The following is a 26,305-nucleotide window of genomic DNA, read 5'->3' as shown; positions in this document are numbered from 1 at the left end:
CCCGGAACGACGGAAGGGGTGGGCACCGCCGACGGCGGAACCCACCCCTTCCGGCCTGTCCGGACCCACCATTACCCGCCGTCCTTGCGCAACGGAGTGCGTAAGGTGCTCGCAGCCGGGAGGATGGCGAGTCGGGAGGGACGGGACATGGACGAGAAGGAAACACTCCGGGTGGGTGCCGCGGTCCGGCGACAGCGCAGATCCCTGGGGCTCACCCTGGCCGCTGTCGCCGCCCGCAGCGGCCTGTCCGTGCCGTTCCTCAGCCAGATCGAGAACGAACGGGCCAGACCCAGCCCCCGTTCCCTCGACCGCGTCGCCGAGGCACTGGAGACCACCACCGCCCGGCTGCGGGCGGCGGCGGACTCGGCCCGCGCCGTCGACGTGGTGCGCGGCACGGAGGAGGAGGGCGTACGCCCGGTCGTGCGCGGGCGCCACCAGCTCACCGCCGTGGAGTTCTCCGGCGAGATCGACCCCGGCCGGGAGTTCCAGCACCGCAACGACGAGGTGCTGTACGTCGTCGAGGGCGCCGCCGAGGTCGAGGCCGAGGGCCAGGCCTACCGGCTGGAGCGCGGCGACACGCTCTTCCTCTCCGGCGGGGTGCGCCACCGCTGGCGGGCCGCCGTCCCCGGCACCCGGCTGCTGTTCGTCGCCGTCGCCGAGCACATCGACGCCACCTTCGACCCGAGGCGCTGAGCGCCCGGCGCCCGATCAGACCGTACGGGCGGCGAGCGGCGCCGGCGGACGCGGGGCGGCGAGCAGCGCCCCGTCCAGCAGCCCGCGCACGGTCCGCGCCCCGGCCACGGCCCAGGCCGCCACCAGCAGCGCGTACAGCGCCACCGCCAGCCACTCGAAGGCCACCAGACCGGTGTGCCGGGCGAGCCCCGAGGCCCCCGTGACGCACGTTCCCACGGGGAAGGTGAAGCCCCACCAGGTCATGGCGAACGTCATCCCGCCCCGCACCGCCCGCACCACCAGCGCCGCCGACAGCGCCAGCCACAGCAGGGCGAAGCCCATCACCGGCACCCCGTACAGCACCGCGAAGGCCCCGAAGGCCGCCGCGTACGGTGCCCCGACCGCGCCCGGCGCCACATCCGCCAGCGCGTTCACCGCGGTCGTCGACTGGCCCAGCGGACCGAGCACCAGGAAGAGCGTGGGCGTCAGCACCAGTGGCAGCGGACCGTGGTGGACCAGCCGGGCGAAGACCAGTGGCAGCATCACCAGCGTCGCCAGCAGGCTCAGTCCGAACATCGCGTAGCAGCCGAGCAGCAGTGCCTCCCGGCCCTGGCCGGCCGGCAGCTCAGCCACCAGCAGCGGCCCCAGCGCGGCCGACACCATGGGCGCCACCACCGGCAGCAGCCACACCGGGGACGCGCTTCCCGGCTCCGTGCGGTGACGCGTGATCATCAGGTACGGGATCGCCGCGGCGGCCACCAGGCCGGTCACCGTGCCCGCCGTGAACAGCACCACGTCCAGCGCCAGGGCCGCCCCGTGCCCGATCAGATCCCGGCCCACCACCATCCCGGAGCCCCCGACGGCGAGCAGCGCCATCGACAGGCAGCCGTAGAACGGCGCCACGGCCGGGTCCAGGAGGTGGGCGCGGGCCTGGTCGCGGTGGGCGGCCCAGTGACCGGCGCGGGCCGTGAGCACCGCGGCCAGCAGCAGCGCGGACAGCGCCCACACCAGGGCGCAGACCGGACGCAGTCCCGGCACGTCCACCGGCAGGGTGGCTCCCGCGCTCGCCACGATGGCGGTGCCCATCACCGTGGCGTACCAGTTGGGCCCGAAGTGCCGCAGCGCCGGGCGGCGGACGGTCCCGGAGATCGGGGGAGCGGGGAGGGTGCGGGGAAAGATGGCCATGCCATCGATTTTCGGTGCCCGGATCGTCCCCCACCAGGGAGTCCCGCCCTATGAGGTCATAAGGTGGGCTTATGTCCCGTGAGCCCGCCGCACCGCTGTTCCACCGCGTCCCCGACCTGGGCGCCCTGGAACTGCTCCTCGCCGTCGCCCGCCACGGCAGCCTCGGCCGCGCCGCCCGGGACCTCGGCATCACCCAGCCCGCCGCCAGCAGCCGGATCCGCTCCATGGAACGGCAGCTGGGCCTCACCCTCCTGGACCGCTCGCCGCGCGGCTCCCGGCTCACCGACGCGGGCGCGCTCGTCACCGACTGGGCCCGCCGGGTCGTGGAGGCCGCCGAGGCCTTCGACGCGGGCGCCCAGGCGCTGCGCGACCGCCGCGACTCCCGGCTGCGGGTGGCCGCCTCGATGACCATCGCGGAGTATCTGCTGCCCGGCTGGCTCATCGCGCTGCGCGGCGCCCGGCCCGGCACCGCCGTCTCGCTGCTGGCCGGGAACTCCGCGGACGTCGCCCGCCGGCTGCGGAGCGGCGAGGCGGACCTGGGCTTCGTCGAGGGGCTGTCGGTCCCCGAAGGGCTCGACGGGACCGTCGTCGCCCACGACCGCCTGGTCGTCGCCGTCGCCCCCGCCCACGCCTGGGCCCGCCGCCGCACCGCGCTCACCCCGGAGGAACTGGCCGGCACCCCGCTGATCCTGCGCGAACACGGCTCCGGCACCCGCCAGGTCCTGGACGCCGCCCTCGCCGTCCACGGACCGCTCGCGCCGCCCCTGCTCGAACTCTCCTCCACGACCGCCGTGAAGGGCGCGGCGGAGAGCGGCGCGGGCCCCTGCGTCCTGAGCGAGCTGGCCCTCGGCGAGGAGCTCTCCGCCCGCCGCCTGGTCGCGGTGCCCATCGCCGGGGTCCGCCTCCGCCGCCAGCTCCGCGCCGTCTGGCCCTCCGGCCACCGCCCCACGGGACCCGCCCGCGACCTGCTCTCCCTCACCCGGTCCGGCCCGGCCGGCGACTGAGCCCGCCCGACTCCGCCGAGAACCACCGGACGCCGCGCCCCGGGCGTACGGCCGGTCGCCCGGAGACGGCCGGTCGCCCGGACACGGCCGGTCGCCCGGACACGGCCGGGGCCCCGAAAATCGCTGGCCCGCACATCCGCGGCACGGGAAGGATGGCCCCATGACCGTCACCGCCCCGCCCGCCGAGGGCGTCCGCCACCACTGGGGCGATCTGCCCGCCGTCGTCCGCGAGGCCGTGCAGGACATCCTCGGCGCACCGGTCATCGAGGCCCGCACCCAGAACGGCGGATTCTCGCCCGGCGTGGCCGCCCGGGTCCGCCTCGCGGACGGCCGCCGCGCCTTCGTCAAGGCGGTGAGCGCCGAGGCCAACCCGGGGAGCCCCGATCTGCACCGCGCGGAGGCCCGCCACACCGCGGCCCTGCCGCCCCACGCCCCCGTACCGGCGCTGCTCGGCTCGTACGACGACGGGACCCGGGTCGCGCTCGTGCTGGAGGACATCGACGGGCACCAGCCGCGCGTCCCCTGGGACCGGGGCGAACTCGACCGCGTCCTGGACGCCGTCGCCCGGCTCTCCGCGCTCCTCACCCCCGCCCCCTTCGACGCGCCGGAGATCGCCGTACGCGAGGCGTCGCTGTTCACCGGCTGGCGGAGCCTGCACGCGGCGGGGGACACCGGCCGGCTCGACCCCTGGGCGGCCCGGCACCTCGGCGCCCTCGCGGAACGGGAAGCGGGCTGGGCGGCGCCCGCCACCGGCGACACCCTCGTCCACGCCGACCTGCGCGCCGACAACATCCTCCTCACCGAGGACCGCGTCGTCTTCGTCGACTGGCCGCACGCCCGGCGCGCCGCGCCCTGGTTCGACCTGCTGGCCATGCTGCCGAGCGTCGCGGCCCAGGGCGGCCCCGACCCGGAGGCCGTCTTCACCGCGCACCCGCTCGGCCGGGACGCCGACCCCGCCGGGGTCACCACCGTCCTCACCGCACTGGCCGGCTACTTCGTCGCCCACTCACTGCGCCCCGACCCGCCGGGCCTGCCCACCGTCCGGGCGTTCCAGGCCGCGCAGGGCGCGGCCGCGCTGGACTGGCTGCGGCGCCGGCCGGACCACGGCCTCGACGGCTGATCCGGGGCCGCTCAGCGCCGGGCCACGTAGTACACGTTCAGGATGTCGCCCTCGACCCGGCGCGTCCGCACGTCACCGAAGCCGGCCTCGGCGAGCATCCTGCGGGCCGTCTGCTCGCCCCAGACGGTGCCCAGCCCCTCGCCGCCCTCGCCCAGCGAGACGCTCATGCAGTAGAAGACCGAGAACGTGTAGAGCGCCGGGCCGAGCGGATGGTCGATGTTCTCCTCCAGTCGGCTCGACGCCGCGATGTCCCCCATCAGGAACACCCCGTCCTCGGCCAGGGCGGTGTGGACCGCGGCCAGCGTACGGGCCGGCCTGGCCAGATCGTGGACGACGTCGAACGCGGTGATCAGATCGTAGGAGCCGTCCACCTCGGCGCAGTCACCGATGTCGAAGGCGGTGTTGGCCAGTCCCAGCGCGGCGGCCTCCGCCCGCGCGGCGGCGATGCCCTCCTCGGACATGTCGATCCCCTGGAAGCGGCTCGCGGGGAACGCCTCGGCCAGCACGGTGACCGCGTGGCCGTGTCCGGTGCCGATGTCCAGCACCTCGATCCCGGCCCGCAGCCGCTCCGGCAGACCGGGCACCAGCGGCACGATCCCGTCCACCAGGGCCAGATCGAAGACCTCCCCGGACTCCTCGGCCTGGAGGGACTGGAAGCGAGGATAGGCGGAGTACGGCAGCCCGCGCCCGGTGCGGAACGCCTCCAGAACCTGCTGCTCCACCTCGCCCATCATCCCGAAGTCCTGCGCGATCCGGGCCAGGTTGTCGGGGCCGGCCGCCCGCGTCAGCGAAGCCGCGTGCTCCGGCGGCAGCGCGTACGTCCGCTCCCCGGGGTCGTAGTCGACGATGCCCCCGACGACCATCGCGCCCAGCCACTCCCGGACGTAGCGCTCGTTCAGCCCGGCGGCCTCCGCGATCTGCGCACTGGTGCCCGGCGGCCGGCCGGACATCGTGTCGAACAGTCCGGTCTGGTGTCCCAGCCCCGCCATGAGTCCCAGGCAGGTGTCGTTGACGACCTGAACCATGCGGCCCGCGAACGCCTCTTGCTTCACCTCGTCCGGTGCTGTCACGGACATCGCTCCTCCTCTCGCCGCCGGGCCGCGGGAGGGAGGCGGGACAGGCGGCCGGCGCACTCACGGCCGGGCGGCCCGACGAGACGGCGACGGATACGCTTCTGTCCGCCACGCTACGCCGCGGGGGCGTGGACGGCCGCCCGGGGCCGCCGCCGTTTCCGGGGGACCACCGGGCCGCCGTACGCACGCCCGCGCCCCGCCGTCGGGGGCGAGGGCCGCCGAGGCCGCGCCACGCGTCGGCCGCCGGACCACCGCTCAGACGCCGACGGCGTACGGAGTGAAGTCGTCGAGCATCACGACCCAGCCCTCGTCACGGAAGACCTGGGTGCCCTCGTCCCGCACCGCCGGGTCCCCCGTGGCCCGCTCCACCCAGGTCTGGGGGTCGGGACCCAGCAGCTCCCGCAGCCGGGGCGAGGCGGCGAGCAGTTCGCCGAGCAGCGCGGCCTGGTCGCCGTGGGCGGGGCGCGGCGCCCCGTCCGGGCCTGCCAGCAGCCCCATCGCGCTGGTGTACAGATGGGCCTCGTCCAGCAGCGTCCCGTTCGGCAGCCGCATCGGGTACGCCTCCCGGGGGAGCAGCACCCGGGTGTAGAAAGGCAGTTCGGTCTCGTCGACCGCCTTCAGCTGGTCGTCGTCCAGCCAGGTCACCGCCAGCGTCCGCTCGGCCGTGCGGTCGGCGAACGGCGCGGTCGCCACGTATCCGGCCGGGTAGATGTGCGCGCACATCCCGATCGAGATGCCCCGGGTGCTCACCGGCACCATCGGTACGGTCCCCGACAGCCCCCGGCTCACCAGCTTGTTGTTCAGCTGGGCGGGGGAGGCGTTGGAACCGACGGAGACCGCGGGGTGCCGCTCGGCGAGCGGAGCGAGACCTTCCGCCTTGAGGTGGTCGTCGAGGGGGACCGGCCCGTCGCCGGTGAGGACGTTCCAGCCCTGGACGGGGCCGTCGTCGGCCTCCAGTTGCAGCAGACACCCCTGGTGCAGGAGGGACGGTTCCGTGATCGGACGTCCGGGATAGGTGAGCGGGGCCTTGGCTGGCACGGTGGCAAGGCCGAGGGCTTGCAGCGAACGGTTCAGCACCCTGCTTCTCCTTACGGCGACACGGTCGACTGATGCGAGCTTCCCACAGCCCGCCCGCGATGGCCGCGAACGCGCAGGTGCGCCGCCCGGAAGTGCCGTCCGGCGTGGCTAGAATTGCCTCTTCTCTGCTCAAGTACCGTGAACGGGGGGCTCTTTGATGATGCTGACACGGGCGATGATCAGCGGGCGGGGGCATCCGAGGTTCCGTACCTCGCTGCGCTGGTGGATCGCCGAACGGACCGTGCCGATGCTGTTCGCCCTGGCCATCGGCGGCATGGTCCTGCTGTCGGCCGTGATGGCCGCGTGCCTGACGCTGACGCTGCGCTCCCCGCTCGGCACGGCCGAACGGTTCGGCGACTGGCACGAGATGCTCATCCTCACCCTCCAGTCGTTAAGGGCCTGTGTGGGCACGGACAACCTCAGCCCGCAGGAGGGCAACACCGCCCACGAGGTCCTCTCCACGATCGCCTCCGTCATCGGCGCGGTCGTGCCCGCCACCCTCATCGGCGTCGTCTTCATCAAGCTGTTCTCGGTACAGCCCTTCGTCTGGCGCCGCAAGGTCAGCCTCAGCTACGCCCACCAGGCCGACGCCCGCGAGTTCGCCGAGGAGCACGCGGGGCGCGACGAGCGGATCATCGCCGTGCGGTTCTACAACCGGATGGAGAACCTCTCCATCATCGATCTGACCGCCCGCGTCTACCTCTGGTACCTGCGCACCTCGCCGCACGACGGCACCCCGGTCTTCTACAAGCAGCCGCTGCGCGTGCTGGACCAGCAGGGCCGTCCGGCGGAGGAGCGGAACTGGTTCGTCATGGACCGGGGCTCCCCGTTCACCGTCTGGATCCCCGTCGAGGCGGCCGTGCCGAGTCTGCCGATCACCCGGATACAGGGCACGGACCTGGCGGGCGCCGAATCGGTGCGGATGCTCGTCCGGCTGACCGCCAAGGCGGGCGGTCTGGGGACCGAGGTGTTCGGCGAGCGCTGGTTCGACCTGGCCGGCGACGACTTCGAACTCGGTCGCTTCGCCCCGCTCAAACCACGGGTGGACGCCGACATACGCACCTGGGACGGCTGGCGCAGGTTCGACGACCTGCACACCCCCGAGCCGGCCGCCCGCGAGGAACTGCCGCCGCCGGTGAAGGACGTGGCCCCGGTGAAGGGCGGGGAGCCCGTGAAGGGCACTGTGCCCTCCAGGCCCCGGTTCCGGTTCCGGGGCCGGTACGCCGTTCCCCGTAGCGCCGCCTCCCGCCCCGCGACCGGCCGCTGACCCACCCGGGAGAGGTCCTGGGGTGAGGCGACGCGTCACACCCTCACACGGGACGGGGTGTCAGGCCGCCCGGCGGCAGCGCGACCGGCGGGGGCGCCGGCAGCTCGATCGCGCCGTGAGGGCCCGGCGGATCACAGGAACGTGAGGCCCTCGCCCCGGTACGTCGGCACGGTCGCCGTCACCCGGTCGCCCTCGATGAGCTGGAGCGTGTCGAACCGCTCGCACAGCTCTCCGGCCTTCGCGTGCCGGAACCACACCTTGTCACCGATCAGCAGATCGTCGGCGGGGGCGCCCAGCAGCGGCGTCTGCACCTCGCCGGGGCCCTCCTGCGGGTCGTAGCGCAGCCCTTCGGGGAGGTACGGGACCGGCAGCCGGTCCGCACCGGCCGCACCGGACGCCGGATAGCCGCCGCCGAGCACGGTCACCACGCCCACCCCGGGCCGCCGCACCACGGGCTGAGCGAACAGGGCCGCCGGACGGGCGCTGAACGAGGTGTAGTTGTCGAAGAGCCGGGGTACGTAGAGGCCCGATCCGGCGGCGATCTCGGTGACCGCGTCCTCCGCCGCGGTGTGCTGCACACTCCCGGTGCCACCGCCGTTGACGAACTCCAGGTCCGGCGCCACGGCACGGATCGCCCGCACCACCTCGGCCCGCCGCGCCGCCAGCTCCTTGCGCGCGGTGGCCTGCATCAGCCGGATCGCCCGGGAGCGCAGCGGCCGACCCGCGACCGAGTCGCCCACCCCGGCGATGTGCCCCTCGTACGCCATCAGCCCCACCAGCCGGAACCCCGGCCTGCGCACCACCGACCGGGCCAGCTCCGCCAGTTGGCCGGGGGTGCGCAGCGGGGAGCGCAGGGCGCCGATGCGCACCCGGCCGCCGAGCATCCGCAGCGAGGTGTCCAGTTCCAGACAGACCCGGATCTCCTCGGTGCCCCCGGCCCGCGCCGCGTCGATCAGCTCCAGCTGCGCGTGGTCGTCCACCATGACGGTCACCGCGGCGGCGAGCTTGGGATCGGCGGCCAGCTCGGCGAAGGCCGCCCGGTCCGCCGACGGATAGGCGAGGAGCACGTCCTCGAAACCGGCCCGCGCCAGCCACAGCGACTCCGCGAGCGTGAACGACATGATCCCCGCGAACCCGGGCCGCGCCAGCACCCGTTCCAGCAGCGCCCGGCACCGCACCGACTTGCTGGCCACCCGGATCGGCTTCCCCGCCGACCGCCGGACGAGGTCGTCGGCGTTGGCGTCGAACGCGTCGAGATCGACGACGGCGAGCGGGGCGTCGAGATGGGCGGTGGCCCGGTTGTAGCGGGTCCGGTCAGCGGCACGGGCAGTCATGGCCGCAGCTTGCCAGACGACCGTACCGCTGGGTAGGGGGACGATCCGCGCAGATCGGCCCACCCCTGCCCGGCCGGCCCGGCGTCCGCTCCCACCGGGGCCACCGCAGCCCGTAGAGTGACGGGCACGCGGCGAGCGACGCGCTTGCCCGTGCGGGCGGATCACACGGGCGGTACGGAACGGACCAGGGGGGCGGATGAGTACCGAGGCGCAACGCGCTCCCGTCCCACCGCGCCCGACCACCCCACCCCGCGTCCCTCCGCCCCCCACCGCACCACCGACCCCGCCGACCACGGCACCACCCACCACGGGACCCGCCCCGACCGCCGCCCCCGCTCCGACGGGGCCCCCTCGGCCTGCCTCCGCGCCCGCGCCCGCGCCGCCGACCCGGGAGGCGGCACCGGTCCCTGCCTCCGCGCAGCCGTCCCGGGAGGCGGCACCGGTACCTCCCCCCGCACCCGCCGCGGAACCGGCACCGCCTGCCGCACCGCCGACCCGGGACGCCGCCCCGGCCTCCGCCGCCGTGCCGGGCCCGGCCGTGCCGCCCCCGGCACCCCTGGCCCCGCCCGCCCCCACCCCCGCGCCGGCCCCTGCGTCCACCGCGAAGGGGACGCCCGCTTCCCGTGCGTACGACGCTTCCGCCTCCGCCGCGACGCCCACCCCGACCGAGGCTCCCGCGCCCGCACACCCCGCCTCCGCCCCGGTCCCCGCAGCGCGCTCCGCCCGTACCGGCGACGACGGGAACGCGTGGCGGGAGCCCGTACCCCCGGCCATACCGCCCACCGCGCCTCCGCCACGCACGCCCGACCGTGCCGTCGGCCCCGCCACACCACCCGCCTCACCGTCGCCCACCCAGGCCCCGGCCCCCTCCGGGCCGTCCGCGTCCACGCCCCCGAGCGCGCCGGTTCCGACGCCACGGCCCCCGGCCGCATCGGGCCCCGCATCGGGCGCCGACTCCCCGGAGCAGGGGGCCGCACCCGGCACCCGCACGCGTCAGCCGGAGCCCGGGGCCCCGCCCCGTACCGGCACTCCCGAGCGGGAACCGGAGGCCAGACCGGCCCCGGCCGCGCGCGGGACCCACGCACCCCCCGCGCCCCGGCCCTCCGAGGCGGCCCGGGCCGGGGGACCGTCGGCCGCCGAGACCACCGCGCGGTTGCGGCCCGTGCCGCCGGCGCACGCTCCGGCGCCCGGCGGGCGCCCGGCGGCCGGTCTTCCGCCGCTGCCGCCCACCCCGCCGACGACCCGGCGGCGGCCCGTGGGGGCGGTGGATCTCGGAGGGCCGCCCACCGGGGGCGGGGCGGTGGGTGCGCCCTACGCCTACCGGCCGTTGCACACCGCGGTGCCGCCCGAGACGCCGGCCGAGACGACCGCGCGGCTGCGGCCGGTGCGGGACCGGCACCCGTTCAGGACGGCGGCCGCCGCCGTCTGCGTCGTCCTCGGGCTCGGGCTGATCGGCGGGGCGGCCACCGGCAGTTGGCTGATCAGCGACTCGGAGGCCGATCCGGCGGAGCACAGCGCGTACACCGTGGGCGCCGCCGCCTGGCACAGCATTCCGGTGGACACGCTGTTCCCGCGCACGCTCAAGGGCGACGGAGCCGGGCCCGGCCGCTCCGACCGGGTCTGGACCCGGATCGCCGTCGCGCCGGACAGCGGCTGCGCGGAAGGGCTCGACCCCCTCCTCCTCAAGGCCCTGGCGCAGGCCGGCTGCGCCCGGCTGCTGCGCGCCACGTACACCGACGCCACACGCAGCAGCGTGATCACCGTCGGCATGGTCTTCACCGAGGCCGACGCCGAAGGCATGCGGACGCTGAGCAACCGCTTCACCGCCGAACACCTCGACACCCGCGCCGATCTGATGCCCCGTCCGTACGCCGTGAAGAACACCCCGGCCGCCGGCTTCGGCGACCGGCAGCGGGCCAGCTGGACCGTGCACGTCCTGACCGAGGTGCCCGTCGTCATGTTCTCCGTCTCCGGATTCGCCGACGGGCGGAAGGTGGCTGACCCGCAGCCCGCCGACAAGGCCATGGTGCCGAACGCGACGACCCCCGCCGCCCAGGCCGGACTCGGGCACGAGGCCAGGGGCGTGGCCGACCGGATCGAACGCGGACTGCGCCGCACCGTCGCCGACCTCACGGAGAAGCCCGAATGAGCCGCCGCGACGGAGGAACCCGCACGAGCCGCCGTGACGGAGAAGCCGGGACGAGCCGCCGTGCCCGCTCCGGCCGGCTCCTCGGCACGGTCTGCGCCGCCACCGCGCTCGCCCTGCTGCCCGTGACGCCCGCGGGCGCCGACACCATACGGGCCCAGCAGTGGGGCCTGGACGCCCTGCACACCGAGAAGGCGTGGAAGACCACCCGGGGCAAGGGAATCACCGTGGCCGTCGTCGACACGGGCGTCGACGGAACCCTGCCCGACCTCGCGGGCCAGGTCCTCCCCGGCAAGGACCTGATCGGCTTCGGCGCCGCACGCGGGGACCGCTCCTGGGCCCGGCACGGCACGGCCATGGCCGGGATCATCGCCGGACGCGGCCACGGCGACGGACGCGAGGCGGGCGTCCTCGGCGTGGCGCCCGAGGCGCGGATCCTGCCCGTCCGGGTCATCCTCGAAGCCGGCGACCCCGCCCGCGCCAAGGCCCGCAAGACCCGGGGGACCGCGCTCGCCGACGGCATCCGCTGGGCCGCCGACCACGGTGCCGACGTCATCAACCTCTCCCTCGGCGACGACAGCGCCTCCGCACACCCCGAACCCGGCGAGGACGCCGCCGTCCAGTACGCCCTGAAGAAGGGCGCCGTCGTCGTCGCCTCCTCCGGCAACGGCGGCGAGAAGGGCGACCACATCTCGTACCCGGCCGCCTACCCCGGCGTGATAGCGGTCGCCGCCGTCGACCGGTACGGCACCCACGCCTCCTTCTCCACCCGCCGCTGGTACGCCACCGTGAGCGCACCCGGCGTCGACATCGTCGTCCCCGCGCCCGACCGGAAGTACTACGTGGAGTGGGGCACCTCGGCCGCCGCCGCCTTCGTCTCCGGCGCCGTCGCCCTCGTCCGCGCCGCGCACCCCGGGCTCACTCCGGCCCAGATCCGAAAGCTCCTCACCGACACCGCGCGCGACGCCCCGTCCGGCGGCCGCGACGACGCGCGCGGTTACGGCATCGTCGACCCGGCCGCCGCCATCAAGGCGGGCGCCGCGGTGCGCCCCGAGGACGCGCGCGCCGACTCCACCGCCGGCTACCGCAAGCGGTACTTCGGATCGGGCCCCGCCCCCGCCCGCCCGGACGACGGACCGGCCGGCTGGATCGCCCCGGCGGCGGGCGGCCTCGGCGCGGTCCTGCTCGCCCTGGCGGTCCTGCTGTGGCGCGGCCGTGGACCCCGCGTCCGACGCCGCTGACGGCCGTCCCCGCGCCTCGGCCGTCGTCTCGCTCGGCTCAGCCGGCGTTCCCGGTCCGGACGACGCCCACGGCCGCCTCCGCCACCGACTCGACCCGCGCGATGCCCGCCGCCTCGGTGCGCTGCCCGGCGGAGAGCACCGCGACCAGACAGGCATGGCCGTCCACGGTGACGCGGCCGATGCTGTTGACGTTCCACAGCCCGGTGGCGGTCCTCGGCATCCAGCCGTTCTTCAGGGCCGAGTCGCTGCCCGCCGCCGAGACGCCCCACCGCTGGTCGGCCTCCACCTGCCGCATGAGGGTGCGCACGTACGTCCGGGAGGCCCGGTTCAGTACCGCGCCCTCGTCGTCGGTGAACACCGCCTCCAGCAGCGTCAGCTGATCGGCCGCCGTGGTCCGGGTCAGCCCCCACGCCCGCGCGGCCTTCGTCGAGGTCAGGCCGAACCGCTCGTTGGCCGCGTCGAGGCCGTCCGCCCCGCCCGCCGCCGCCAGCAGCGCCGTCGCCGCGTCGTTGTCGCTGCGCCCGATCATCACGGCCGCCCGCGCACGCTCCGCCGCGGTCAGCACGCGCCCCTCGTCCTGGGCGCGCAGCAGCAGCGCGGCGAGGATGTCGACCTTGACGATGCTCGCCGTGTCGTACGTCGCGTCCGCGCCGCCGTACACCGCGCGGATTCCGGTGTCGCGGTCCAGGACGGCCACCGACACCGCCTCCCCGTCCGCTTCCGCCGGCAGGCTCTTCAGGGCCGCCGCCAGCTCCGCGTCCCGGTTCGTCACCGCTGCCCCGCCCTTCACCGCCGTCGCCGGGGCGGACGCCGTCGGCGACACGGACGATACGGAGGCCGAGGCGGCGGGCAGCTGACGCGGCGACCGGCCGGACAGGTACGCGCCCCCGGCGGCCGACGCGGTCAGCACGACGGCGGCGGTCAGGAAGACGGGCAGGGCGGATCGGCGGAGTGCGTGGCGGGGCATGTCCCGGACGCTAGGAACCGAGGCTGGCACCCGGCTGGGCCCGACCTGTCGACAGGATGAGAAAACCCAGGCACTACGCTCGCCCTGTGGCGCAGAAGAACATTCCGGACCCCGGATACTCCGACGACGACGGCTCGGCCGACCCCGCCCTGACCGAGGCCCTGAACGCCTGGTCCGCCGACCGCACGGCCATAGGACCGGTGCTCGCCGCCCTCAAGGGGGCCCGGCTGCTGGTTCCCGTGGTCGCCGTCCTCGGCGAGGTGGAGGAGGACGAGAGCGGGCTGCGCCGCGAGAAGACCAGTGACATGGCGGTGCCCACGCTCCAGGCGGGCGACCGGCGCGCCCTGCCCGCCTTCACCTCCACCGCCTCGCTGGCCCTCTGGGACCCGCAGGCCCGCCCCGTCGCCGTACCCCTGCACCAGGCGCTCCAGGCCGCCGCGCACGAGAAGGCCGACACGGTGGTGCTCGACCTCGCGGGGCCGGTGGCCTTCGAGCTGACCGGCTCCGCGCTGCTCGCCCTCGCCGAGGGGCGGACCAGCGCCGATCCGCTCGACGACCCCGCCGTCACCACCGCCGTGCGGGCGGCCGTCGCCGCCGAGCCCGCCGTGGTCCGCGCCCACCTCGGCCCCGGCCGCGCCGACGGCACGCTCGCCCTGGTGCTGGCCGCCGGCGCCGACCCCGCCGAGACGGCGGGCCGGGTCGCGCGCGCCCTGGCCGCCGACGAGGTGCTGCGCGCCCGCCTGGTGCGCGGTCTGGACCTCGCGCTGCTCCCGGCCGACGCACCGGCGCCGGGCGAGGCCCTGTTCACGCGCTGAGCCGGCCCGTACGACGTGAGCCCCCGCCGGTGTGCGGCGGGGGCTCACGTGCGAAAGGGAAGAGGACGGGCGGCGGCTCAGCCGAAGACGGGGCCGGTGTACTTCTCGCCGGGGCCCTGGCCGGGCTCGTCCGGGACCAGGGACGCCTCGCGGAACGCCAGCTGGAGCGACTTCAGACCGTCGCGGAGCGGGGCCGCGTGGAAGGAGCTGATCTCCGTGGTGCTCGCGTCCAGCAGTCCGGCCAGGGCGTGCACCAGCTTGCGGGCCTCGTCCAGGTCCTTGTGGTCGTCGCCGTCCTCGGTCAGTCCGAGCTTGACGGCGGCGGCGCTCATCAGGTTGACGGCGACCGTCACGATCACCTCGACGGCGGGCACCTCCGCGATGTCGCGGGCCATGTCGTCGAAGCCGGGGGTCTCACTGGTGGGGGTCGCGTCACTCATGCGCCCTACGATAGGCCCCCGGCCTGCCCCTTCCCGCCCCGGGCGGACATGCGCACACCGGTTCGCGCACGCCCCGGAGAGCTGCTAACCTTGTGTAACGACCGGCTGGGTGCCTATGTGCCCGGCCCACAAGTGGAGGCTCCGATCTCCCACCTGACCGTCCCCCGGGACGGCGGGTCACCGGTCAGGTGGTGCCCATCGTTCCGTACGGACGATGGAGCCGCCCGATGCGCCCCGCGGTTGACCGTGGCGGTGTTCCGGTTGTCCAGGAGCCCCGCATGTGTCCCGGCGGGGCATTTTTCATGGCCTTGCACGGTTGGTCTGTCTGAAACAGACGTTACGCGGCTGTCCGCCAGGCGGTCGCGTGGTGCTACCGAGGAGGATCCATCAGCGCCGAGCCCCGCATCAACGACCGGATTCGCGTGCCCGAGGTGCGACTTGTCGGTCCCAGTGGCGAGCAGGTCGGAATCGTGCCGCTTGCCAAGGCCCTGGAACTCGCACAGGAGTACGACCTCGACCTGGTCGAGGTGGCGGCTACCGCCCGTCCGCCCGTGTGCAAGCTCATGGACTACGGGAAGTTCAAGTACGAGTCGGCCATGAAGGCCCGTGAGGCGCGCAAGAACCAGGCGCACACGGTCATCAAGGAGATGAAGCTCCGGCCGAAGATCGACCCGCACGACTACGACACCAAGAAGGGTCACGTCGTTCGGTTCCTCAAGCAGGGTGACAAGGTCAAGATCACGATCATGTTCCGTGGTCGTGAGCAGTCCCGCCCCGAACTGGGCTTCCGACTGCTCCAGCGTCTGGCTTCGGACGTGGAGGAACTCGGTTTCATCGAGTCCAACCCGAAGCAGGACGGCCGGAACATGATCATGGTTCTGGGCCCGCACAAGAAGAAGACCGAAGCCATGGCCGAGGCCCGCGAGGCCCAGGCCGCCCGCAAGGCCGAGCGTCAGGGTACGTCCGACGCCCCGGCAGCGGACGAGGCTCCGGCCGAGACACCTTCCGAGGCGTGACCTCCGGGGGCCGCCATCCAGGCGCCCCCGGGTCCACCCCGGAACCCATGAAGATCTGACGCCCCTGCTGTCCGGTGCCCGCACCGCGAGGGGCGCCACTGACGAGGAGAGAACGGCGCGATGCCGAAGAACAAGACGCACAGCGGTGCCAGCAAGCGCTTCAAGATCACCGGCTCCGGCAAGGTGCTCCGCGAGAGGGCCGGCAAGCGCCACCTGCTCGAGCACAAGTCGTCCAAGAAGACCCGCTCGCTGACCGGCACGGTCGTCGTGGCTCCGGCCGACGCCAAGAAGATCAAGAAGCTTCTCGGCAAGTGAGGTGCCGTTCCGGGTGACACCCGGGACGCGCCCTCGATCCGACCGGGACCAATTCGTTTCCGGGCCGTGTGAGGACACCCACGGCCCCGCTACAAGGAGTTAACAAGTGGCACGCGTCAAGCGGGCAGTCAACGCCCACAAGAAGCGCCGGGCGATCCTCGAGGCCGCCAGCGGTTACCGCGGTCAGCGCTCGCGCCTGTACCGCAAGGCCAAGGAGCAGGTCACCCACTCCCTGGTCTACAACTACAACGACCGCAAGAAGCGCAAGGGCGACTTCCGTCAGCTGTGGATTCAGCGCATCAACGCCGCTGCCCGCCAGAACGGCATGACGTACAACCGCCTCATCCAGGGTCTGAAGGCCGCCAACATCGAGGTGGACCGCAAGATCCTGGCCGAGCTCGCGGTCAACGACGCCAACGCGTTCGCCGCCCTCGTCGAGGTCGCCCAGAAGGCCCTTCCGAGCGACGTCAACGCCCCGAAGGCCGCCTGATCCAGGCCGCACTTCTTGGCTTCTGAGCCGGACCCGCAGGCGCGCGCCGTCTGCGGGTCCGGTGCGTTGCACCCCCGGACCCCGTCGTCCGGACCTTTTTCGTACCGCAAGAGAGGCGCGCCGCCGACATGGGCACCCCCGAACTGATCTCCCCGCGTTCGCCACGGGTCGCCGCCGCGAGGCGCCTGGCCCGGCGCAACTTCCGCGGCAAGGAGCGCAGGTTCATCGCCGAGGGGCCGCAGGCCGTGCGCGAGGCCGCGGACCACCGCGGCAGCGACGGCGAACCCACCCTCATCGAGCTGTTCGCCACCGCCGAGGCCGCCGAGCGCCACACCGCCATCGTCGACGCCGCCCACGCCGCCGGCGCCCGGGTGCACCTCGCCGACAGCGAGGTCCTGGCCGATGTGTCGCAGACCGTCACCCCGCAGGGGCTGATCGGCGTCTGCCGCTTCCTGGACTCGCCCTTCGACGCCGTCCTCGCCGCCCGGCCCAAGCTCGTCGCCGTCCTCGCGAACGTCCGCGACCCCGGGAACGCCGGCACCGTGCTGCGCTGCGCCGACGCCGCGGGCGCCGACGCGGTCGTCCTCACCGACGCCTCCGTCGACCTGTACAACCCCAAGTCGGTCCGCGCCTCCGTCGGCTCCCTCTTCCATCTGCCGGTCGCCGTCGGCGTACCCGTCGAGACGGCGGTGAGCGGACTGCGGGAGGCGGGCGTGCGGATCCTCGCCGCCGACGGGGCGGGCGAGCGGGACCTGGACGACGAACTCGACGCCGGCACCATGGGCACCCCCACCGCCTGGGTCTTCGGCAACGAGGCATGGGGCCTGCCCGAGGAGACCCGCGCCCTGGCCGACGCCGTCGTCCGGGTGCCCATCCACGGCAGGGCCGAGAGCCTCAACCTCGCCACCGCCGCCGCGGTCTGCCTCTACGCCTCCGCCCGCGCCCAGCGCCCCCGCCGTACCACGGGCTGACCCAGCCGTCCCACCCCCGCCCCGCAGGGTGTCGCTCCGTCACCGCGGGCTAGTAGGGTGACGAACTCGGGGGCCCACTGCACCGGTTCGAGAGGTGGGGTACGGGAAGATGGCTGTCGGCATGAGCGGGTCGCGGGCGACCGGGGCGGCCGTCGCGCGCCCCGCGGGGGACCCGGACGTGGTGACCGTCGCGGGCGTCGGTCCCGGCGGCGGCGCGCTGGACCCGGACGACCTCCCCGACGGACTCGTCGTCGCCGACGAGACGGGCCGGGTCATCTGCTTCAACGCCGCCGCCGCCCGGATCACCACCGTGTCCCCGGCGGCCGCGCTGGGCCGCCCGCTCCAGCACGTCCTGCCGCTGGAGGACCTCAAGGGCCGCCGCTGGTGGGAGCTGACCGATCCGTACGGCGGCCTCGCCACCCGCGTCGGCCAGCCCGAACGCAATCTGCTGCTGCCCGGGGGGCGCGAGGTCCTGGTCTCGGCGCGCTACGTACGCGAGAGCCCGACCGGACCGGTGTGCCGGCTGGTGATCAGCCTGCGCGGCACCGAGGCCCGCCGCCGCAACGAGCGCAGCAACGCCGAACTCATCGCCACCGTCGCCCACGAACTGCGCTCGCCGCTCACCTCCGTCAAGGGCTTCACCGCCACCCTGCTGGCCAAGTGGGAGCGCTTCACGGACGACCAGAAGCGGCTGATGCTGGAGACCGTCGACGCCGACGCCAACCGCGTCACCCGGCTGATCGCCGAACTGCTGGACATCTCCCGGATCGACTCCGGCCGCCTGGAGCTGCGCCGCCAGCCCGTCGACCTCTCCGCCGCCGTCGAACGCCACGTCCAGGCGCTCACCGCCAACGGCCAGGACCCCGCCCGCTTCCTCGTCCGCACCTGCCAGCCGCTGCCCCAGGTGTGGGCCGATCCCGACAAGGTCGACCAGGTCCTCGGCAACCTCCTGGAAAACGCGGTGCGCCACGGCGAGGGAACCGTCACGATTGAGGTGGCCCCCGCGACGGCGACGAGCGACGAGAAGGGAACGGCGGTCACCGTGAGTGACGAAGGTCCCGGCATTCCCGAGCAGTCGATGGGCCGTGTCTTCACCCGCTTCTGGCGGGGGAGCAAGCGCGGCGGCACCGGCCTGGGCCTCTACATCGTCAAGGGCATCGTCGAGGCCCACGGCGGCACCATCACGGTCGGGCGCGGGCCCGGGGGCGGCGCCGAGTTCCGATTTATTCTGCCCGTGGCTGCGCCGGCCTACCTGAAGTAGCGGCCCCGGCGGCCCACGGGCGCCCCCTTCATCCCGTGACCCTTAGACTCGACCATTGGCACCTTTGCGTCCTCCGGTCGTCGAGCGGGGTCGCGCCACCAGCCAATCGGAAGTACGGGAAGAGATGTCGGCACCGAACAAGTCGTACGACCCAGTCGAGGTCGAGGCACTGAAACCGGAAGAGATCGAGCGCATGCGGGACGAGGCGTTCGCCGCCTTCGCCGCCGCCGGTGACCTCGACGCGCTCGCCCAGGCGAAGACCGCGCACACCGGTGGTACCTCCCCCCTGTCCCTCGCCAACCGCGAGATCGGCGCGCTGCCCCCGCAGGCCAAGGCCGAGGCCGGCAAGCGCGTCGGCCAGGCCCGCGGCGCCGTGGCCAAGGCCCTGGCCGCGCGCCAGGCGGAGCTGGAGGCCGAGCGCGACGCCCGCGTCCTGGTCGAGGAAGCGGTGGACGTCACCCTCCCCTACGACCGCACCCCGGCCGGCGCCCGCCACCCGCTGACGACCATCATGGAGCGCGTCGCCGACGTCTTCGTGGCCATGGGCTACGAGATCGCCGAGGGCCCCGAGGCCGAGGCCGAGTGGTTCAACTTCGACGCGCTGAACTTCGTGCCCGACCACCCGGCGCGCCAGATGCAGGACACCTTCTTCGTCGAGGGCGCCGACGGCGCGAAGACCGACGAGTCCGGTGTCGTGCTGCGCACCCACACCTCACCGGTCCAGGCCCGCACCCTGCTCGACCGGGAGCCCCCGGTCTACGTCGTCTGCCCGGGGCGGGTCTACCGCACCGACGAGCTGGACGCCACGCACACCCCGGTCTTCCACCAGATCGAGCTGCTCGCCGTGGACGAGGGCCTGACCATGGCCGATCTGAAGGGCACCCTCGACCACATGGTCCAGGCGCTCTTCGGCCCGGACATGAAGACCCGGCTGCGGCCGAACTTCTTCCCGTTCACCGAGCCGTCCGCCGAGATGGACATGGTCTGCTACGTCTGCCGCGGCGAGTCCGTCGGCAACCCCGACCGCCCCTGCCGCACCTGCGGCAGCGAGGGCTGGATCGAGCTGGGCGGCTGCGGCATGGTCAACCCCAAGGTGCTCATCGCCTGCGGCGTCGACCCGGAGAAGTACAGCGGATTCGCCTTCGGCTTCGGCATCGAGCGGATGCTGATGTTCCGCCACCACGTTGAAGACATGCGAGACATGGTCGAGGGAGACGTCCGGTTCACCCGGCCCTTCGGGATGGAGATCTGATGCGCGTCCCGCTTTCCTGGCTGCGGGAATACGTCGACCTGCCGGTCACCGAGACCGGCCGCGACGTGCAGGCCAAGCTCGTCGGCGTCGGCCTGGAGGTCGAGACCGTCGAGCAGATCGGCGCCGGCCTCCGGGGCCCGCTGGTCGTCGGACAGGTGCTGACCATCGAGGAGCTGGAGGGCTTCAAGAAGCCCATCCGCTTCTGCACGGTCGACGTCGGCACCGCCAACGGCACCGGCGAGCCGCAGGAGATCGTCTGCGGTGCCCGCAACTTCTCCGTCGGCGACAAGGTCGTCGTGGTCCTGCCCGGCGCGGTGCTCCCCGGCGACTTCGCCATCGCCGCGCGCAAGACGTACGGCCGCACCTCGCACGGCATGATCTGCTCCACCGACGAGCTGGGCATGGGCGACGACGGGACGCACGGCATCATCGTGCTCCCGCCGGAGCACGAGGCGGGCACCGACGCGATCGAGCTGCTCCAGCTCGTCGACGAGGTCCTCGACATCGCCGTCACCCCGGACCGGGGCTACTGCCTGTCGATGCGCGGTGTCGCCCGTGAGACCGCCACTGCCTACGGGCTGCCGCTGCGCGACCCCGCGCTCCTGGACGTGCCCGCGCCCAACGCGTACGGCTACCCGGTGCGGGTCTCCGACCCGGTCGGCTGCGACCGCTTCACCGCGCGCACCGTGGTCGGCCTCCGGCCCGAGGCCCGGTCCCCGATCTGGATGCAGCGCCGCCTCCAGAAGGCCGGCATGCGTCCGATCTCGCTCGCCGTCGACGTCACCAACTACGTGATGCTCGAACTGGGCCAGCCGCTGCACGCCTACGACCGCAGCCGTGTCGAGGGCCCGATCGGCGTGCGCCGGGCCGAGCAGGGCGAGAAGCTCACCACGCTCGACGGGCAGGTGCGCGTCCTGGACGCCGCCGACCTCGTCATCACCGACGACCGCGGCCCCATCGGCCTCGCGGGCGTCATGGGCGGGGCGAACACCGAGATCGCCGACTCCTCCGACGAGGCGCACACCACCGAGGTCGTCATCGAGGCCGCGCACTTCGACGCGATCTCGATCGCCCGCACCGCGCGCCGCCACAAGCTGTCCTCCGAGGCGTCCAAGCGCTTCGAGCGCGGCGTCGACCCGCAGGCCGCGGCCGCCGCGGCCCAGCGCACCGTCGACCTGCTGGTGCTGCTCGCCGGAGGCACCGCCGAGGCGGGCGTCACCGAGATCAGCGCCCCGTCCGCGCCCCGGACCATCACCATGGCGGCCGACCACCCGGACAGGGTCGCGGGCGTCGCCTACGGCCGCGAGACCGTGGTGCGCCGCCTCCAGGAGGTCGGCTGCGACGTCTACGGGCAGGACGAGCTCCTGGTCACCGCGCCGTCCTGGCGCCCCGACCTGAACGAGCCGAACGACCTGGCCGAAGAGGTCATCCGGCTGGAGGGCTACGAGAACCTGCCCTCCACCCTCCCCACCCCGCCCTCCGGCCGCGGACTCACCGACCGCCAGCGGCTCCACCGCCGCGTCGGCCGCGCCCTGGCCGGCGCCGGATACGTCGAGGCGCTGAACTACCCCTTCATCGGCGAGGCGGTCCTGGACCAGCTCGGCCTGGAGGCGGACGACGACCGCCGCCGCACGGTCAAGCTGGTCAACCCGCTCTCCGACGAGGAGCCCTCGCTGCGCACCACGCTGCTGCCGGGCCTCCTCGGCGCGCTGCGGCGCAACGACGGCCGGGGCAGCCACGACCTCGCGCTCTTCGAGACCGGTCTGGTCTTCCGGCCGACCGGCCGGGAGACGAAGCCGGTCCGGCTGCCCGTCGACCGGCGCCCCTCCGACGAGGAGCTCGCCACGCTCGACGCCGCGCTTCCGCACCAGCCCCGGCAGGTCGCGGTGGTCCTCGCGGGCGCCCGCGAGCAGGCCGGCTGGTGGGGCAAGGGCCGCCCGGCCGACTGGGCGGACGCCATCGAGGCCGCCCGCACCGTCGCCCGGGAGGCCGGCGTCGAGCTGACCGTCCGCGCCGACCGGCACGCGCCCTGGCACCCGGGCCGCTGCGCCGCGCTGTACGTGACGGCCGACGGCGCGGAGACCCTCGTCGGGCACGCGGGCGAGCTGCACCCGCGCGTCATCAAGGAGCTCCACCTGCCGGCGCGCACCTGCGCCATGGAACTCCGGCTCGACCTGCTGGAGCAGGCCGCCGACGGCACGCTCCAGGCGCCCCGGATCTCCACCTTCCCGGTGGCCACCCAGGACGTCGCGCTCGTCGTCGACCAGGCCGTCCCGGCGGCCGACGTGGAGCGTGCCCTGCGCGAGGGCGCGGGCGAACTCCTCGAATCGCTGCGGCTGTTCGACGTGTTCACCGGTGAGCAGATCGGCGGGGGACGCAAGTCCCTGGCGTACGCGCTGCGCTTCCGCGCGGGCGACCGGACGCTGACCGTCGACGAGGCGAGCGCCGCGCGCGACGCGGCGGTCGCGCTGGCCGCCGAGCGCACCGGCGCGGTGCTGCGCGGCGCGTAGCACCACCCGTACGCAAGGGGAGGGGCGTGTCCGGACAACCCCGGACACGCCCCTCCGTGCTCGCCGGGGCGGCACGGACCGCACGCGGGTCGCGGTCCACCGGGTGAGCCCCGGCCGTGGACCGGCCCCGCGGCCACCCTCCGATCCATGGGCAGTGGGTCGTGCGATCCGGCGCCGCCCGCGCTGCCGCGGAGTGTCGGGCAGGTCGGCAGGGCGGACGGCGCGGGAGCGGGCCGCCGTGCTGTACGAGGGGGAGCAGACGACCCGGCCGCCTCTTGCGAGGGGACCCATTCAAACCGTCCGGGCACCGCCGCGACAGCGTGCGCGAGGGGACGGTTCGGGCATTCCGTTCACACCCCGTGTGAATCGTGCTCCACTGGGGCGACACGTCCGTGGCGTGCCGATCCACCCGGAGGGGGCGATGGGGGCAATGGAGCCCAATACCTTGCTAGAGGCGCTGATCGACGAGGCGGGGGTCTCCCGGGCCGGACTCGCGGCCCATGTGAACCGGGCGGGGCGCGACCGCGGGCTGTGCCTGCGCTACGAGCACACTGCCGTGGCCCGCTGGCTGAAGGGCCAGCGCCCGCGCGGCCAGGTCCCCGACCTCATCTGCGAGGTGCTGGGCCACCGGCTGAGCAGGGCACTCTCGCTCGACGACATCGGCATGGCCTTCCCCGCCGGCGGTCCGGCCGCCCCCGCCTCCTCGCTCACCGGCTTCGTCGAGCGGACCACCGCCCTGTGGCGCTCGGACGAACAGCAGCGCCACGGACTGACCGCCGCCCCGGCCGCCACGGGGACCACGGCGGTGATGCCCGTCTGGGAGTGGGAGAACCCGCCGGAGGACACCGATGTGTCGCGGACCGGGCCGCGCCGCGTGGGTACGGCCGACATAGCGATGCTGCGGGCCGCCCGCGCCCACTACGAACTGATGTATCGCAAGGCGGGCGGAATCGCGACGCGTTCGCGCATCATCGGCTTCCTCAACGCCGAGACGGCCCCGCTGCTGCGCGGCGGCTACAGCGATGCGACGGGGCGTCAGCTGCACCGCGCGACCGGCGCCCTGGTGGCGGTCGCGGGCATCTGCGCCTACGACTCCGACGCGCACGGACTGGCCCAGCGCTACTTCCACCAGGCGCTGCGGCTGGCCAAGGCGAGCGGCGACCGGGGACTGGGCGGCTATGTGATCGCGCTGCTGGTCAACCAGTCGCTGTTCCTGGCCGAGTACCGGCAGTCGGTGGCCTTCGCCGAGTCCGCGCTGCGGGCCGCCGGAGGAGAGATCACCCCGGCGCTGGCCGCCGATCTCCACGCGATGCAGGCCAAGGCGTACGCCCATCTCGGCGACGGCCCGAACGCCCGGCGGTGCATCCGGCACGCCGAGTCCGAGGCCGCGCGGATCCGCCCCGACCGGGAGCCGGACGAGACCGGGTACGTGCAGCCGGGGCTGGTCGACGTCCAGGTGGCCGAGGCGCTCCTCGGCCTCGGGGACCTGCCGGCCGCCGCCGAGCACGCCGCCGCCGCGGTGCGCACCCCGGCGCACGACCGGGGCCGCGTCCACCGGCTGGCCATCCTCACCACGATCGAACTGCGCCGGGGCGAGGCCGACCGGGCGGCGGCCATCGCGGCGGAGATGGCGGAGCGCGCCGGGGGCATGGAGTCGCGGCGCCTGCGCGACCGGCTGCGCGAGGTGCGCGGACATCTGGTGGCCAGCGGCAGCGCCGAGGCCGGACGGGCCGCCGATCTGGTCGACGGGGCGTTGCGCGTACCGCTGTGAGGAACCTCCGTCGTGCGGGCCGGGCCACGGCCCCGCCCGCACGGCCGGATCAGGCGTACGGGTAGAACCCGGACCCGGTCTTGCGGCCGAGCCGGCCCGCGTCGACCATGCGCTGGAGCAGCGGGGGAGCGGCGTACAGCGGCTCCTTGTACTCGGCGTACATCGAGTCCGCGACCGAGGCGACCGTGTCCAGTCCGATCAGGTCGGCCAGCTTCAGGGGGCCCATGGGGTGGGCGCAGCCCATTTCCATGCCGTTGTCGATGTCCTCGCGGCTGGCGATGCCCGATTCGAACATCCGGATCGCGGAGAGCAGGTACGGGATCAGCAGCGCGTTGACGACGAAGCCGGAGCGGTCCTGGGCGCGGATCGGGTGCTTGCCCAGGACGTCCTGCACCAGGGCCTCGGCCCGGGTGACGGTCTCGTCCGAGGTGGTCAGCGCGGGGATCAGCTCGACGAGCCGCTGCACCGGCGCCGGGTTGAAGAAGTGGATGCCGATGACCTGGTCCGGGCGGGAGGTCGCGACGGCCAGCTTCACCAGGGGGATGGAGGAGGTGTTGGAGGCCAGGATGGCGTCCGGGCGGGTCACCACCTGGTCGAGCACCTGGAAGATCTCGGTCTTGACCTGCTCGTTCTCCACGACGGCCTCGATGACGAGATCGCGGTCGGCGAACTCCCCGAGGTCGGTGGTGAAGCTGAGGCGGGCGAGCGTCTCGTCGCGCTCCTCCGCCGTGATCTTGCCGCGTTCGGCGGCCTTGGACAGGGAGTTGTGCAGCCGGGTGCGGCCGATCTCCAGCGCCTCGCCGGTGGTCTCGGCCACCTTGACGTCGAGGCCGCTGCGGGCGCACACCTCCGCGATGCCCGCGCCCATCTGGCCACAGCCCACCACTCCGACGCGTGCAATGTCGGCCATAGAGTCCGTCACCTCGTGCCTTTCGCTGTTCACGTTCGGCGGCTTCCGTCTGATTCCGGGCTCCACCACGACCCCACGACGTTACTCCGCGCCTCCCCGGGATCGGGGGCTGGGGCGGGCATGCTCGGTTCCACGCCCGGATTCCCGGGACAGGACGCGTACCGAGACGGCAGGAGCGGGGCGATGGGACGGATGGACCGCAGAACGTTCATGACCGGGGCGACCGGCACGATGGCGGGGGTGGTGGCCGCCGCGGCCCTCGCCGGCGACGCCGCGGCGACGGCGCGGCGCGGGCCCTCACCGGCCCCTCTGCCCGGCGGTGTGCGCGAGGTGGTCCACCGGGAGCTGAGAGGGATGTGGATCGCCACCGTGGCGAACATCGACTGGCCCTCGAAGACCGGTCTGACGGCCGCGAAGCAGCGCGCGGAACTCGTCTCCTATCTGGACGAGGCCGTCGACCGGCGGCTGAACACCGTGATCCTCCAGGTGCGTCCCAGCGCCGACGCGCTCTGGCCCTCCACGTACGAACCGTGGGCGGCCTGTCTGACCGGCACCCAGGGCAAGGACCCGGGCTGGGACCCGCTGGGCACCGCCGTCGCGGAGGCCCACGCCCGTGACCTGGAACTGCACGCCTGGTTCAACCCGTACCGCGTCGCCAACCACACCGACCCCTCGCGGCTCACCGCCTCCCACCCCGCCCGCCGCAACCCCGGCTGGGTCGTGCCGTACGGGGGGAAGCTGTACTACAACCCCGGACTGCCGGAGGTCCGGTCCTTCGTCCAGGACGCGATGCTGGACGCGGTGCGCCGCTACGACATCGACGCCGTGCACTGGGACGACTACTTCTACCCGTATCCCGTCGCCGGCCAGAGCTTCGCGGACGACGCAGCCTTCACGACGTACGGCGCGGGCTTTTCGAGCCGGGCGGCCTGGCGGCGCGACAACATCGACCGGCTGGTGCGCGAGACCGGTCAGCGGATCAAGGCGCTCAAGCCGGGCGTGCGCTTCGGGATCAGCCCCTTCGGGGTGTGGCGCAACGCCTCCACCGACGCGCTCGGCTCACCGACGTCGGCCGGGGTGGAGACCTACGACGACCTGTACGCCGACACCCGGGGCTGGGTCCGCAAGGGCTGGGTGGACTACATCTGCCCGCAGCTCTACTGGAACATCGGCCTCGCCGCCGCCGACTACCGCGAGCTGGTGGCCTGGTGGGACGGCACGGTCCGGGGCACGGAGGTGGACCTCTTCATCGGCGAGGCCCTGTACAAGGCGGGCGATCCCGCCCAGCCCGCCGCCTGGCAGGACCCGGCGGAACTCTCCCGCCACCTCGATCTCGCGGCCTCCTACGACCAGGTCCGCGGCCACGCCTACTTCTCCGCGAAGAGCGTGGTCACGGACCGGATCGGCGCGATGGACCGGCTGGTGGCCGATCACTACCGGTCGCGGGCCCGCGCGCCCCGCTGACCGG

23 protein-coding genes are annotated in these 26,305 nt (G+C 74.1%); 16 read left to right on the top strand and 7 right to left on the bottom strand.

Features of this window, described 5'->3' with window-relative positions:
* Window positions 1-147: 147 nt before the first annotated feature.
* Window positions 148-693, top strand: a complete 546-nt coding sequence (locus ACWCXC_RS31190; RefSeq protein WP_450683329.1) for a helix-turn-helix domain-containing protein — start codon at window positions 148-150, stop codon at window positions 691-693.
* Window positions 694-708: 15 nt separating this feature from the next.
* Here the strand turns inward: ACWCXC_RS31190 and ACWCXC_RS31185 are convergent, their stop codons facing one another.
* A complete protein-coding gene (locus ACWCXC_RS31185; protein ID WP_450891183.1) occupies window positions 709-1,857 on the bottom strand; it encodes a TDT family transporter in 1,149 nt (382 codons plus the stop codon).
* A gap of 71 nt (window positions 1,858-1,928) precedes the next feature.
* On the opposite strand from ACWCXC_RS31185, the gene ACWCXC_RS31180 reads away from it, so the two are divergent.
* On the top strand, window positions 1,929-2,861 hold the full coding sequence (locus ACWCXC_RS31180) for a LysR family transcriptional regulator (RefSeq protein ID WP_450683327.1): 933 nt from the start codon (window positions 1,929-1,931) through the stop codon (window positions 2,859-2,861).
* 160 nt (window positions 2,862-3,021) lie between these two features.
* The gene (locus tag ACWCXC_RS31175; RefSeq protein ID WP_450891182.1) at window positions 3,022-3,981 is read left to right on the top strand and encodes an aminoglycoside phosphotransferase family protein; all 960 of its coding nucleotides are present in this window, start codon (window positions 3,022-3,024) and stop codon (window positions 3,979-3,981) included.
* An 11-nt stretch (window positions 3,982-3,992) separates the two neighbouring features.
* On the opposite strand, the gene ACWCXC_RS31170 is transcribed toward ACWCXC_RS31175, so the two are convergent.
* Window positions 3,993-5,057 (bottom strand): class I SAM-dependent methyltransferase, encoded by a 1,065-nt coding sequence (locus ACWCXC_RS31170; protein ID WP_450891181.1) that lies wholly within the window; start codon window positions 5,055-5,057, stop codon window positions 3,993-3,995.
* A gap of 252 nt (window positions 5,058-5,309) precedes the next feature.
* A complete protein-coding gene (locus ACWCXC_RS31165; RefSeq protein WP_450891180.1) occupies window positions 5,310-6,131 on the bottom strand; it encodes a hypothetical protein in 822 nt (273 codons plus the stop codon).
* Window positions 6,132-6,288: 157 nt separating this feature from the next.
* Between ACWCXC_RS31165 and ACWCXC_RS31160 the strand changes: the two genes are divergently transcribed.
* Complete coding sequence (locus ACWCXC_RS31160; protein ID WP_450683323.1) at window positions 6,289-7,398, top strand: hypothetical protein; 1,110 nt, start codon at window positions 6,289-6,291, stop codon at window positions 7,396-7,398.
* A 131-nt stretch (window positions 7,399-7,529) separates the two neighbouring features.
* Here the strand turns inward: ACWCXC_RS31160 and ACWCXC_RS31155 are convergent, their stop codons facing one another.
* Window positions 7,530-8,732 (bottom strand): amino acid deaminase/aldolase, encoded by a 1,203-nt coding sequence (locus ACWCXC_RS31155; protein ID WP_450683322.1) that lies wholly within the window; start codon window positions 8,730-8,732, stop codon window positions 7,530-7,532.
* 1,264 nt (window positions 8,733-9,996) lie between these two features.
* Here ACWCXC_RS31155 and ACWCXC_RS31150 point away from each other — a divergent pair.
* Together ACWCXC_RS31150 and mycP are read left to right on the top strand one after the other, a co-directional pair.
* A complete protein-coding gene (locus ACWCXC_RS31150) occupies window positions 9,997-10,881 on the top strand; it encodes a hypothetical protein (RefSeq protein WP_450891179.1) in 885 nt (294 codons plus the stop codon).
* Complete coding sequence (mycP, locus tag ACWCXC_RS31145) at window positions 10,878-12,119, top strand: type VII secretion-associated serine protease mycosin (protein WP_450683320.1); 1,242 nt, start codon at window positions 10,878-10,880, stop codon at window positions 12,117-12,119. The genes ACWCXC_RS31150 and mycP overlap by 4 nt, the downstream gene beginning before the upstream one ends.
* A gap of 37 nt (window positions 12,120-12,156) precedes the next feature.
* On the opposite strand, the gene ACWCXC_RS31140 is transcribed toward mycP, so the two are convergent.
* Entirely contained in the window at window positions 12,157-13,086 is a 930-nt protein-coding gene (locus ACWCXC_RS31140; RefSeq protein WP_450891178.1) for a serine hydrolase, read from the bottom strand.
* 86 nt (window positions 13,087-13,172) lie between these two features.
* On the opposite strand from ACWCXC_RS31140, the gene ACWCXC_RS31135 reads away from it, so the two are divergent.
* On the top strand, window positions 13,173-13,901 hold the full coding sequence (locus ACWCXC_RS31135) for an SseB family protein (protein ID WP_450891177.1): 729 nt from the start codon (window positions 13,173-13,175) through the stop codon (window positions 13,899-13,901).
* Window positions 13,902-13,978: 77 nt separating this feature from the next.
* On the opposite strand, the gene ACWCXC_RS31130 is transcribed toward ACWCXC_RS31135, so the two are convergent.
* Window positions 13,979-14,341: a DUF1844 domain-containing protein gene (locus tag ACWCXC_RS31130; RefSeq protein WP_450683317.1), complete on the bottom strand. Its 363-nt coding sequence runs from the start codon at window positions 14,339-14,341 to the stop codon at window positions 13,979-13,981.
* Window positions 14,342-14,727: 386 nt separating this feature from the next.
* Here ACWCXC_RS31130 and infC point away from each other — a divergent pair, with 386 nt between their 5' ends.
* From infC to ACWCXC_RS31090, 8 genes are all read left to right on the top strand, one after another.
* The gene (gene infC, locus ACWCXC_RS31125; RefSeq protein ID WP_383646147.1) at window positions 14,728-15,357 is read left to right on the top strand and encodes a translation initiation factor IF-3; all 630 of its coding nucleotides are present in this window, start codon (window positions 14,728-14,730) and stop codon (window positions 15,355-15,357) included.
* A 120-nt stretch (window positions 15,358-15,477) separates the two neighbouring features.
* Entirely contained in the window at window positions 15,478-15,672 is a 195-nt protein-coding gene (gene rpmI / locus ACWCXC_RS31120) for a 50S ribosomal protein L35 (protein ID WP_003970213.1), read from the top strand.
* Between the two features lie 106 nt (window positions 15,673-15,778).
* Complete coding sequence (rplT, locus tag ACWCXC_RS31115; protein ID WP_003970214.1) at window positions 15,779-16,162, top strand: 50S ribosomal protein L20; 384 nt, start codon at window positions 15,779-15,781, stop codon at window positions 16,160-16,162.
* A gap of 128 nt (window positions 16,163-16,290) precedes the next feature.
* Complete coding sequence (locus ACWCXC_RS31110; protein ID WP_450891176.1) at window positions 16,291-17,133, top strand: TrmH family RNA methyltransferase; 843 nt, start codon at window positions 16,291-16,293, stop codon at window positions 17,131-17,133.
* 109 nt (window positions 17,134-17,242) lie between these two features.
* Complete coding sequence (locus ACWCXC_RS31105; RefSeq protein WP_450891175.1) at window positions 17,243-18,394, top strand: ATP-binding protein; 1,152 nt, start codon at window positions 17,243-17,245, stop codon at window positions 18,392-18,394.
* A gap of 124 nt (window positions 18,395-18,518) precedes the next feature.
* The gene (gene pheS / locus ACWCXC_RS31100) at window positions 18,519-19,646 is read left to right on the top strand and encodes a phenylalanine--tRNA ligase subunit alpha (protein ID WP_385104177.1); all 1,128 of its coding nucleotides are present in this window, start codon (window positions 18,519-18,521) and stop codon (window positions 19,644-19,646) included.
* Window positions 19,646-22,156, top strand: coding sequence for a phenylalanine--tRNA ligase subunit beta (pheT, locus tag ACWCXC_RS31095; protein WP_450683313.1), 2,511 nt, complete (start codon window positions 19,646-19,648; stop codon window positions 22,154-22,156). The genes pheS and pheT overlap by 1 nt, the downstream gene beginning before the upstream one ends.
* 430 nt (window positions 22,157-22,586) lie before the next feature.
* The gene (locus tag ACWCXC_RS31090) at window positions 22,587-23,927 is read left to right on the top strand and encodes a transcriptional regulator (RefSeq protein ID WP_450891174.1); all 1,341 of its coding nucleotides are present in this window, start codon (window positions 22,587-22,589) and stop codon (window positions 23,925-23,927) included.
* Between the two features lie 49 nt (window positions 23,928-23,976).
* On the opposite strand, the gene ACWCXC_RS31085 is transcribed toward ACWCXC_RS31090, so the two are convergent.
* A complete protein-coding gene (locus ACWCXC_RS31085; protein ID WP_450683311.1) occupies window positions 23,977-24,837 on the bottom strand; it encodes a 3-hydroxybutyryl-CoA dehydrogenase in 861 nt (286 codons plus the stop codon).
* Between the two features lie 183 nt (window positions 24,838-25,020).
* Between ACWCXC_RS31085 and ACWCXC_RS31080 the strand changes: the two genes are divergently transcribed.
* Window positions 25,021-26,301 (top strand): glycoside hydrolase family 10 protein, encoded by a 1,281-nt coding sequence (locus tag ACWCXC_RS31080; protein WP_450683310.1) that lies wholly within the window; start codon window positions 25,021-25,023, stop codon window positions 26,299-26,301.
* Window positions 26,302-26,305: the final 4 nt, after the last annotated feature.

This window comes from Streptomyces sp. NPDC001515 (assembly GCF_053597115.1).
Note: the sequence above shows the minus strand (reverse complement) of the source record. Positions and strands in the feature narration are given on the sequence as shown.

Bases quoted from the DNA above. Each gene is read 5' to 3' on its own strand.
- ACWCXC_RS31190 (WP_450683329.1), top strand. From the start codon at position 148: ATGGACGAGAAGGAAACACTCCGGGTGGGTGCCGCGGTCCGGCGACAG.
- ACWCXC_RS31185 (WP_450891183.1), bottom strand. From the start codon at position 1,857: ATGGCCATCTTTCCCCGCACCCTCCCCGCTCCCCCGATCTCCGGGACC.
- ACWCXC_RS31180 (WP_450683327.1), top strand. From the start codon at position 1,929: ATGTCCCGTGAGCCCGCCGCACCGCTGTTCCACCGCGTCCCCGACCTG.
- ACWCXC_RS31175 (WP_450891182.1), top strand. From the start codon at position 3,022: ATGACCGTCACCGCCCCGCCCGCCGAGGGCGTCCGCCACCACTGGGGC.
- ACWCXC_RS31170 (WP_450891181.1), bottom strand. From the start codon at position 5,057: ATGTCCGTGACAGCACCGGACGAGGTGAAGCAAGAGGCGTTCGCGGGC.
- ACWCXC_RS31160 (WP_450683323.1), top strand. From the start codon at position 6,289: ATGATGCTGACACGGGCGATGATCAGCGGGCGGGGGCATCCGAGGTTC.
- ACWCXC_RS31155 (WP_450683322.1), bottom strand. From the start codon at position 8,732: ATGACTGCCCGTGCCGCTGACCGGACCCGCTACAACCGGGCCACCGCC.
- mycP (WP_450683320.1), top strand. From the start codon at position 10,878: ATGAGCCGCCGCGACGGAGGAACCCGCACGAGCCGCCGTGACGGAGAA.
- ACWCXC_RS31140 (WP_450891178.1), bottom strand. From the start codon at position 13,086: ATGCCCCGCCACGCACTCCGCCGATCCGCCCTGCCCGTCTTCCTGACC.
- ACWCXC_RS31130 (WP_450683317.1), bottom strand. From the start codon at position 14,341: ATGAGTGACGCGACCCCCACCAGTGAGACCCCCGGCTTCGACGACATG.
- rpmI (WP_003970213.1), top strand. From the start codon at position 15,478: ATGCCGAAGAACAAGACGCACAGCGGTGCCAGCAAGCGCTTCAAGATC.
- ACWCXC_RS31110 (WP_450891176.1), top strand. From the start codon at position 16,291: ATGGGCACCCCCGAACTGATCTCCCCGCGTTCGCCACGGGTCGCCGCC.
- ACWCXC_RS31105 (WP_450891175.1), top strand. From the start codon at position 17,243: ATGGCTGTCGGCATGAGCGGGTCGCGGGCGACCGGGGCGGCCGTCGCG.
- pheS (WP_385104177.1), top strand. From the start codon at position 18,519: ATGTCGGCACCGAACAAGTCGTACGACCCAGTCGAGGTCGAGGCACTG.
- pheT (WP_450683313.1), top strand. From the start codon at position 19,646: ATGCGCGTCCCGCTTTCCTGGCTGCGGGAATACGTCGACCTGCCGGTC.
- ACWCXC_RS31090 (WP_450891174.1), top strand. From the start codon at position 22,587: ATGGAGCCCAATACCTTGCTAGAGGCGCTGATCGACGAGGCGGGGGTC.
- ACWCXC_RS31085 (WP_450683311.1), bottom strand. From the start codon at position 24,837: ATGGCCGACATTGCACGCGTCGGAGTGGTGGGCTGTGGCCAGATGGGC.
- ACWCXC_RS31080 (WP_450683310.1), top strand. From the start codon at position 25,021: ATGGGACGGATGGACCGCAGAACGTTCATGACCGGGGCGACCGGCACG.